The 9302-nt window shown below is 52.0% G+C and carries 7 protein-coding genes, 6 pseudogenes and 1 other annotated feature; of the genes and pseudogenes, 5 read left to right on the top strand and 8 right to left on the bottom strand.

The genetic code is table 11. From position 1 onward, the window contains the following. Nucleotides 1–31 precede the first annotated feature (31 nt). The 3 genes and pseudogenes from ALO80_RS07125 to ALO80_RS07140 form a co-directional block, all read right to left on the bottom strand. Nucleotides 32–241 (bottom strand): hypothetical protein, encoded by a 210-nt coding sequence (locus ALO80_RS07125; protein ID WP_055008434.1) that lies wholly within the window; start codon nt 239–241, stop codon nt 32–34. A 708-nt stretch (nt 242–949) separates the two neighbouring features. Continuing rightward, nucleotides 950–1213: pseudogene (locus tag ALO80_RS07135) on the bottom strand (transposase); the annotation flags it as partial. 72 nt (nt 1214–1285) lie between these two features. Continuing rightward, on the bottom strand, nt 1286–1735 hold the full coding sequence (locus ALO80_RS07140) for a hypothetical protein (protein WP_055008436.1): 450 nt from the start codon (nt 1733–1735) through the stop codon (nt 1286–1288). 518 nt (nt 1736–2253) lie between these two features. On the opposite strand from ALO80_RS07140, the pseudogene ALO80_RS07145 reads away from it, so the two are divergent. The 3 genes and pseudogenes from ALO80_RS07145 to ALO80_RS07160 all read left to right on the top strand — a co-directional run bounded on the left by ALO80_RS07145 (nt 2254) and on the right by ALO80_RS07160 (nt 5379). After that, a pseudogene (locus ALO80_RS07145) lies at nt 2254–3237 on the top strand (IS5 family transposase). A 416-nt stretch (nt 3238–3653) separates the two neighbouring features. Further along, entirely contained in the window at nt 3654–4202 is a 549-nt protein-coding gene (locus ALO80_RS07155; protein ID WP_055008437.1) for a hypothetical protein, read from the top strand. A 523-nt stretch (nt 4203–4725) separates the two neighbouring features. Next, a complete protein-coding gene (locus ALO80_RS07160; RefSeq protein ID WP_055008438.1) occupies nt 4726–5379 on the top strand; it encodes a DUF1826 domain-containing protein in 654 nt (217 codons plus the stop codon). Between the two features lie 172 nt (nt 5380–5551). Here ALO80_RS07160 and ALO80_RS07165 read toward each other — a convergent pair. The 5 genes and pseudogenes from ALO80_RS07165 to ALO80_RS07180 all read right to left on the bottom strand — a co-directional run. Further along, nucleotides 5552–6180: pseudogene (locus ALO80_RS07165) on the bottom strand (Tn3 family transposase); the annotation flags it as partial. Next, a pseudogene (locus tag ALO80_RS31945) lies at nt 6178–6333 on the bottom strand (antirestriction protein ArdR); the annotation flags it as partial. The pseudogenes ALO80_RS07165 and ALO80_RS31945, both read right to left, overlap by 3 nt. A gap of 16 nt (nt 6334–6349) precedes the next feature. Beyond that, nucleotides 6350–6697, bottom strand: a complete 348-nt coding sequence (locus ALO80_RS07170) for a type II toxin-antitoxin system ChpB family toxin (protein WP_055008440.1) — start codon at nt 6695–6697, stop codon at nt 6350–6352. Further along, nucleotides 6694–6948 (bottom strand): AbrB/MazE/SpoVT family DNA-binding domain-containing protein, encoded by a 255-nt coding sequence (locus ALO80_RS07175; RefSeq protein ID WP_055008445.1) that lies wholly within the window; start codon nt 6946–6948, stop codon nt 6694–6696. The genes ALO80_RS07170 and ALO80_RS07175 overlap by 4 nt, the downstream gene beginning before the upstream one ends. A gap of 75 nt (nt 6949–7023) precedes the next feature. Next, a pseudogene (locus tag ALO80_RS07180) lies at nt 7024–7348 on the bottom strand (tyrosine-type recombinase/integrase); the annotation flags it as partial. Between the two features lie 91 nt (nt 7349–7439). Between ALO80_RS07180 and ALO80_RS29210 the strand changes: the two are divergent. After that, nucleotides 7440–8658, top strand: a pseudogene (locus tag ALO80_RS29210) (IS3 family transposase). After that, nucleotides 7718–7834 (top strand) — a sequence feature (AL1L pseudoknot). (Overlaps the previous pseudogene by 117 nt.) 197 nt (nt 8659–8855) lie before the next feature. Then, nucleotides 8856–9302: type III effector (locus tag ALO80_RS29215; protein ID WP_083493175.1), on the top strand; the 447-nt coding region annotated here is incomplete at its 3' end.

Below are 9302 nucleotides of genomic sequence, written 5' to 3' on the forward strand. Positions count from 1 at the left end.
ATTTTAATCCTACACATGAATCTTTACGATTTTATCCTCCTTGGCGTTTGATAAGTTCAAATCCCTGCGCATAAATAAGGTTGAACGTGTCTAACGCATGCATTATTTCTTCGTCAGACAGGCTGGCAGAAACTGTCAGTAGCGGTTCGCCACCGGCACCTCGCGCTGTAGCCGTATTGGGATTCGACTTCCGATCAATCCGAATATCATTGGGGTTTACGAGGTAAAAAAAGTTGGTCATGTGCTTCTTCCGTGATTGATGATAAAGTTTGGAAACTGAGCAATTTACGCTGAGAGCAAGGTAACTTCTATTCAAATTTCGCACCGAAGATACGGAAGCTTTTAAGGATAAGCCTATTTGTTTCAGTTTCGCGGACCGTTACCTCTGGCGTTCCCGAACGCACGTGCTGAGGGCGCAGCCCGTATTCCTATTTTCAGCAAGATGTCTGACGCGGTGTTCCTCTTGTGCAATAAAGTAGCGATGGTTATGATGCTCCGATGACGCAATGCTTTCAGGCTCAACGGGAAAAGCCGCATCGAAGTGAGGAGGCTCCTTAGTCAAAATTTGCGCTTCTTGGAGTATTCTGTAGGCATCCAGATTGCCGCTCCAATTATTAGTCCTTACCATTGAACGTCTCCTTGAATAAAAGGCCTACTGACCCGCTAGGGTCAAATCATTGCATTCCATTGATGATCACAAAGCGCTTTAACTGAATTACGGTCTTCTGTAATCCCACCATCTCCAAATCGCCTTTTTTCGCAATTTTTCGTAACACAGGCCTTGTGTCAGCTTAATCACCGATTTGGTTCCATCAGCAATAGGCCCTGAGGGTCTTTATTGATCTGCATCAAAAAACACGTAATTTTAGGCTCGAGAGTACCGATGACATTGCTTGAAGGAAATGGCGCAAAGCACGCTGATCCGTAAGCTGTGCACCTATACGGTATCGAACTGGCGCAGGATGGTTGTCTCGTACAGCGCTTCTTCCATCGCCGGATCGCTGTAACCGAACCAGTTCAGCATGATGAACCCGCAGCATCGCCATCAACGGATAGGCAGGACGGCCGCCTTCGTCCTTTGGGTAATGTGGTTCGATCGGGTAATCAAACCCTTCCAGGGTACGACTCGATCCATCTCGATCAGGAGCAGTTCTTTGCGGGTCTGCTTGAGCTTGCCGGCGTACTCGGTATTGGCGAAGGTCATTTGCTTGATCATCGAAAAGCTCGGCGATTGGTGTCAGCGGATTTTGCCAAATCAGGAAGTCTTTTTCAGGACCTCCTTAGATCAGGATTGCATGCTTAAAATGGGTTTGAGGAATTTCTGATACTGAGACCAAGAGCTGAAAACTTTAAGATCAGCTGTCGGGTTATCAAGAGTACCATTTAGCTCCACAAGAAACACACCATTGCCCGTCTGGATAATGCGCTTAGCATTTTCACCAATAGATCCACAGGAGAAAAGGTAGCCCAGAGAAGTGTACGCGATGATGGAACCTCTATGAGCGGCAGATGTGTTAAGTAAAGGTTCTTCTGGAACGTCAGCGATCATCAGCATAAGCGCGCTTAAATGATGTTTCTTGTCGTCGAAGCCATCGGTGACCTCTTTGCAGGTTCTTAAGACATCAGCGATATGAGATAGGAGTATCTCATTTTCATGGGCGAACAAGCCATAAGATGTCAGCAGGACGGTGCCAACGGTAGACGGATTTTTGGAGTAGTATTTATAGGTTTGCATAGCTATCTCTAGTTTGAAATTGGAAAGCCTACGGAGTTCGAGAAAACTTGCTGCAAGGGTCTTTTCTGTCTCTATTTTGATGTGCTTTAAACTGATTTACAGTTTTTACATAAAATGGTCACAAGCTTTATTCAGTAGCATGAAATCTTTAGTGGCACATACAGGGATTTAGTTCCATGGTCAGCCAGATCTGATGGCTATTATTGATCTGTATCAAAAAACATTGACTTATGCTGGTCGTCTAAGGTAGTGGCCTGCTCTCGGTATGCTTTGTCGCCGATTATTTTCGAAGTCGACAAAAATCCGAAAGCTCGAGATTAGGGGGGGCTTTGTTTTCCATTCATTTTGATCGCTGGAAACATCTCGTAGTAGCCATTTCCCTCATTATAGCCGCACTACTATTGTGTTGGAGTGAGTAATCTTGTTTCTTAGGGATTCTCCGATCAAGTCAGCACAGGCCATCTGACCTGTGCTGAAATAGCCCTCCGTCCAACTGCCCTCTACAAGCCCGCCATCCCATGAGTCAGATGAGCTTTTCCGATTTCGAGTACGCCGGTAAGCGCAAGCAAACCCGTCGCGAGCGTTTCCTGGCCGAGATGGAACAGGTGGTTCCGTGGGGCGGGTTGGTGGCGTTGATCGAGCCTCACTACCCAAAGGCTGGCGGTGGTCGCAAGCCGTATCCACTGGAAACCATGCTGCGTATTCACCTGCTGCAGAACTGGTTCTCGTTGAGCGATCCAGCCATGGAAGAGGCGCTGTACGAGATTACTTCGATGCGCCAGTTTGCTCGTCTGACGCTGAGCGCTCCGATCCCCGAAGACACGACGATCATGAATTTCCGGCACCTGCTGGAGAAGCATCAGTTGGCGGCGGGCATTCTGGAAACCATCAACAACTACCTGCTAGACAAGGGCCTGTCGTTGCGCCAGGGCACCATTGTCGACGCGACCATCATCCACGCACCCAGTTCGACCAAGAACAAGGACGGCAAGCGCGATTCTGAAATGCATCAGACGAAGAAAGGTAATCAGTATTTCTTCGGCATGAAGGCGCACATCGGTGCCGATGCTGAGTCGGGCCCGGTGCACCACGTCCACGGTACAGCGGCGAATGTGGCCGATGTAACGGAGGTCGCTCACCTGTTGCATGGCGATGAAAATGTTATCTGTGCCGACGCGGGTTATACCGGCGTGGAGAAGCGGCCGGAGCATGAAGGAAGGCCGGTGATCTGGCAGATTGCGGCTCGTCGTAGCACCTATACACACTTGAGCAAACGAAGCGTGCTCTACAAGGCCAGACGCAAGATCGAGAAGGTCAAAGCGCAGGCGCGAGCGAAGGTCGTACATCCATTCCGTGTGATCAAGCGCCAATTTGGCTATGTGAAAACCCGCTTCCGTGCCTTGGCCAAGAACACGGCGTAGCTGACCACGCTGTTTGCCCTGTCGAATCTGTGGATGGTGCGCCGGCAATTTTTGCCTGCTGCGGGAGAGGTGCGCCCGTGAGGGCAGAAAACCAAGGCTTTGCCTTGGTTATCCAATAAGCCGCGGCTGAAAATCGGCCTTTCAGCATCCTCAAGTCGTCCATTTTCGGCTGATGGGCAACTTGTTCGGAGAATCCTTAGGCAACCGTCCATTCAGTACGAGCACCATCCGCCGCTTGCGTATCTCGGGTGTCATCAGGCCGTAGTAGACCGGTTTCAACGGGGGCTGTATAAAATCGCCAAAATCGCATTCAAGGACTTCCCCAACCTTGGGCGTATACGTCAGTGCCATCAGATTGGACCCAAGTTATTCCGGTTATTTCGACAAAAGGTTGCTGATAATATAGCACATCACTGGCCCTCGATTATGCTTCGCAGCATAGGGCTGACCGCTGCTTTAGGCAGCTTATTTTGCGGTGCTCACGTTAAGGAAGAACGATGAAAATAGGACCAAATAGCAAGCTTCAACACTTGAAAGCCTTGATCAAGGCTAACGTAGAAAAGCATTACGAGCGAAAAATTGAAGACGCACATCTATACGAATGGCTAATGTCAGGCGAATACGAAACCTTGGAAGGCGCAGCCCTGGACGCTCTGAGCGACCTTTCAGATGAGGAAAAGCAAGCGCTCTTGAATTCGTTGTACGACGAGCTTGGCCCTGGCGATCAGATCGTTACGTTTCCAGAGGAGAATCCGGTTTGGTTGAAGGTAACTCCACACGTACCAGGCCGATTGCCTGTAACGCGCAGCTATAACGAGTTATGGATTCGCTTGGATACAATCGATCAGGTTATCCCCAAACCTGCTATTGTCATAGGTGAGGATCTGCGCACGTATCAGTTTGTTATCCAGGTACAGGCCAGCGGCAAGCTGTATGAAATCACCGCAACCAGGTTTAAGGGTAATTCGGTCTACGCGAAAATTCCGAAGGTAATGCAACTGGTGACCGATGCAGTGTGCACCCTAGGCCGTACACGACCTGAGTAACATTATTATTGCTGAGATCTACGCCAAATTGCCCCAATTGCTGCGATTGGGGAAATTTGGCGTCAGTTGCAAAAATTTAAGCTTAGCGGTCGCGTGCTTGGGGTGAATAGGGGGTGAATAGAGAGAACGGAAAAAATCGTACGCTAGCGTGATTTCTGTCAGATTGAGGTCCTAGGAGTTGACGTAGATCCGACAGGAAATTCAGAAAACCGCCCTAGACTTACGCGGTGCCGGTGGGCAGCCTGACGCCAGGTTGAGGTACACCTCATTCGGACATAGCCCAGCGAGACGGGGGCCTGGGGTTCGTGGAGCAACGGAACAGAAAGTGCACTTAAGCTCATATTGGGCAAAAAGGCATCAAACAACCCGGCTCCTGTTTGCGAAGTCCGGCCCCGTTCAGGAACCTTTTTCGTACTAAGCGCCACATAATGACGGCACCGTGGAGTAGGAGCTGACGTCGTTGAATGATGGCTTCAAAAGGCCACTCCATGGTTAAAATTACCATCGTTCAGAGGAAATATTCGTGACCTATGGCATCCGTGGCGGAGCTGGCACATCGGCGTATTACACCCAGCCCCAGCCTTTTGATGAGTTGAAACTTGACCAGGGACAAATTCAGGAAAAGACGGAAAAGCTTAAAGAGAAAGGATACTTCACTGTTCCCATATCGGACACTACGAGAAGCTATTTGCATCAGCAAAGCAGTCTCAGCAACCCCGCGTGGCGAAACGAGACCGTCGGGAAAGTCGTTGACCTAAAGGCGACCGATTATGAACGGTCAACAACGGCGGTGGCAAAAGACATTGCCACCACGCTTACCGGGAGACAGCAGCAACTGAGACCTCACGAATTTCAATTGCGGAGGGCCAAAAATCAGGGTGCAGATCAATGGCATCAGGACAAAGAACCGAAAAAAGTTATTTGCATCGCCACAATTGAAGGCAGAGGCACTGAGTTCGTCAAGCGAGCGGAATCAGAAAAAATATTTAAAGCTGGGCATTTTGGAAAAATGATCCCGCTGGATGCCGAGGCCGTTGAAGAAAGAACCAAGGAAGCCAAGCAAGACCGCTTCTATTTCTTTGCTGGCAAAGGCATCACCGAAGAAAGTATTCCTAAGCTGGTGCATCGCTCTCCGCATCAGAGCGGTAGATCCATTTTCCTGGCACGATGGCAATAAGGTAGTACAGCACAGGACTAGCCGCCGAACAATGGCAAGTTCGGTGGCTATGCCAAATTATCACTCAGGTCAGTTTTTGCGGATGCACGTAGTTCGCACAGTCGCTGGTTCCTAACTTGTACGATGCCTCGGAGTACGGAGTGCAGTGAAGCTACGTAATATTTAAGAGATGTCACTGATCATCGTCTGAATTGCGTAGTGGACGTAGCTCCCCTCGAGCGACTTCTCCCGGTACCGCGAAGGAGTACCGCCCAAGCATATTAATGTGGTCAAATATCAGCGGTGACAGCCGAGCCAGATCCTCGTCTTGCACCGGATAGCCGTGCTGCCTTAGTCGCTCTACGGCTGCCGTCATGTAAAGGGTGTTCCACAAAACAATGATGTCACCCCAAACCCAAGGCGCCGAGCTTGTCTTCCTGACCTTCGCGGTAGCGTTGGCGAAGCTCACCGCGCCTACCGTGAAAAACGGCGCGGGCCAAGCTGTACCGACCTTCGCCACGATTCAGCTGTGTCAGGGTGGCACGGCGCTTTGATTCGTCATCGATGTAAGTCAGCGTATGCAGGGTTTTCTCGACGCGCCCGAACTCTGCCAGCGCCTGAGCTAGGCGAGTCGGACGATCCCCCCGCATGATGCCGCTCGCCGGTACGCGGCCTAGCTTGAGCGATCCTAGCCGTAGTAAGTCATCCTGATGCTCTGCGATCAGGTCGAGTTTGACCGACTGGTGAGCAAGTCCGTTGAGCTTGCATAATCCGCGTCTGGGCGTGTGCGCCAACGTCGGGCAGGCGGGGGCAGAAGTGGTATGCGCCCGGTCGTTCGCTTTCTGGATCACGCAGTTCGTTTTTCCAGCCATACACTTCGCCTTCCCACACCAACACGACACCAGCGGGGTATTCCAGGTTGCTTGCCCGCCACTTTGTGGCGGTTGCGCGTAGCGCCTCGATCAACTGTTCCATGGGCAATTTTTCCCTGCTATTCAAAAAGTGCTTGGACGCGGGCCAGCACATCGTCAATCACCACCTCGGGAACAGACTCAATGCGCTTGGCGCCTCGGGCCTCAAGGTCAACAGTGCGGATCTGGTTACACAGAACAACACCCTGAGTCTCGGTGCCTGAACCGCTCAACGGCACCGCAAAACCCGCATATCGGGCAAAGTCGCCCCCTTGTGTGATCGGTGCAATCACTGCAAGCCCCGAGGCGTTGTACGCCGCTGGCGTGAGAACCAGTGCCGGACGAAAATCGCCCTGCTGCTCACGGCCGGACGTTGGGTTCAGATTCAAGCGGACAATATCGGCCCGAGCGTACTTCGCTCTCTTCACGCCTCACGCCCCACCGGCTGCATAGCGTTCCAGGCGGCAAGCTCTGCTGGTTCCTGCGCGTTCAGGTCGCACTGAGACATTAGGTCGGCCAGCTTGTAATGTGGTCTGGCTTTCGCAGGCTTCAGCGTCATTGATTCAGGCGTGAAATCGAGGCTCAGCACATACCCAACAGCCAAACTCATTTGCTTGAGCACGTCAGATGGCAAGCGAATCGCAGCGCTGTTGCCCCACTTTTGAATTTTTACTTCCATCATAAGCACCTCTTAATGTAGATCCACTGTAGATAAGCTCTCAAAAAAAGCAAGTAATAAGTTTATACAATGTATCTACAATGCCAGCTCAAAGGCGCGTCGTAAAGTGCCTTGATCTACCGTGAGATACGGCTTCGTGTGACTGAGACAAGCATGGCCTAGAAGGATCTGGACCATCTCCACATCGCCGGTCGCGGCAAGTACCTTCGCTGCCAAAGTGCGTCGCCCGCTGTGTGATGACCCACCGCTGATACCCGCTTGGCGGTAAAGGCGACTGAACGTCTGCTGCAACGTGTCACAGCACCTGTATACCTCTGGCTCGCTGTCTAGCACACGATGCTTGAATGCAAGTTGAGCTTGGACGTAGACCGCGATATTCATCAGATCCAGACACCCCCCAACGTCCAGACACCCCCCCAACGCCTCTGTAAACATACCTTCTGAACCGCCCCGGGTTTCTCGGAGACTCGAACCTTTGAGGGGATGGAGCGATGAAAAAACTACCGAAGTATTCCCCAGAGGTCCGTGAACGGGCCATCAGGATGGTTTTCGAACAACTTCCTGAGTACGAGTCGCAGTGGGACACCATCAGTGCCATTGCCCCCAAGATCGGCTGCACGCCCGAGACATTACGGCTGTGGGTTCGCCAATCTGAGCGAAACAGCGGCCAGCGTGATGGGCTGAGCACGGTCGAACGTGAGCGAGTCAAGCTCTTGGAGCGTGAGAACCGTCAGTTGCGTCAAGCTAACGAGATCTTGCGTAAGGCCTCAGCCTATTTTGCCCAGGCGGAGCTCGACCGCCCATTCAAACGATGAAGACGTTTATTGATGAAAACCGCCAGTCTTACGAGGTCGAGCAGATTTGCAAGGTGTTGCCAATCGCCCCGTCGACGTACTACCGGTACGCTGCTCAGCAAGCTGACCCCTGCCAGCAGTCAGCGCGTGCGCAGCGCGACCAGGAACTGGGTAAGCACATCCAGCGAGTCTGGGATGAGCGTTTCCAGGTATATGGCGTGCGCAAGGTCTGGCGACAGTTGCTGCGTGAAGGTCTGCGAGTCGCCCGCTGTACGGTGCAACGCCTGATGGGAGAGCTGGGCCTGCAAGGCGTGGTACGCGGCAAGCCCGTCAGGACGACGGTCAGCGACCAAGCCAGGCCATGCCTGCAGGATCATGTTAACCGTCAGTTTGTGGCTGAGTGCCCGAACGCCCTGTGGGTATCGGACTTTACCTACGTCAGTACCTGGCAGGGGTTTGTTTACGTGGCCTTCATCATTGATGTCTTTGCCCGATTCATCGTCGGTTGGAAGGTGTCCAGTCCAGCGCGTACCGATTTTGTACTCGATGCACTGGAGCAAGCCCTTTACGCCCGTCGCCCAGTCAAGCAGGGTGGACTCATTCACCACAGCGACCGTGGCGTGCAGTACGTGTCAATTCGCTATACCGAGAGACTTGTCGAAGCCGGGATTGAGCCATCTGTCGGGAGTGTCGGTGACTCTTACGACAATGCCTTGGCTGAGACTATCAACGGTCTTTACAAGGCTGAAGTGATTCATCGACGCTCTTGGCCCACAGGGGGGGGGAGCTGGAAACGCTGAAATGGGTGGACTGGTTCAATCACCGCCGCCTGTTGGAGCCAATCGGTCACATTCCACCGGTCGAGGCAGAAGCAATCTATTATCAGCAACTCATCGAGTCTGCCCAGGTGGCATGACTCAAACAAAAGGGTCTCCGATAAACCCGGGGCGGTTCAGTTTGGTCAATTTCGTTCCTGAGACCACAGCTCTGATGTCAAAATCAGGTGCCAGCTATATTTGTGAGGGGGGAAATTTTTTTAAGCTTGGAACCGATTCGCTCGCGCTTACCACTCAGCAGCAGTCAAACACGCTGCACTTTAAAGAGGGTATACGAATGGGTAATATATGCGTCGGCGGATCCAGTATGGCTCATCAGGTGAACTCACCTGATCGCGTCAGCAACAACTCGGGTGATGACGATCACGTAACATCCAGTCAGTTACTGAGCGCCAGGCACCAACTGGCGGAATCGGCAGGTTTGCCTCGGGATCAGCATGAGTTTGTGAGTAGTCAAGCGCCTCAAAGCCTTAGGAATCGCTACAACAACCTTTACTCGCGTACGCAACGTACACTGGATATGGCAGATATGCAGCATAGGTATATGACAGGAGCGTCAGGAATTAATCCGGGAATGCTGCCACGTGATAACATTGACGAGATGCGTAGCGCTGTATCTGAATGGAGTGATATGCGCGAGGCCCTGCAGCATGCAATGGGTGTTCATGCTGACATGCCGGAGTCCCCAGAGCGTTTTGCCACTACTATAAATCCAAGCGGGTCT

Origin of the sequence: Pseudomonas caricapapayae (assembly GCF_001400735.1) — a bacterium.
GTDB lineage: Bacteria > Pseudomonadota > Gammaproteobacteria > Pseudomonadales > Pseudomonadaceae > Aquipseudomonas > Aquipseudomonas caricapapayae.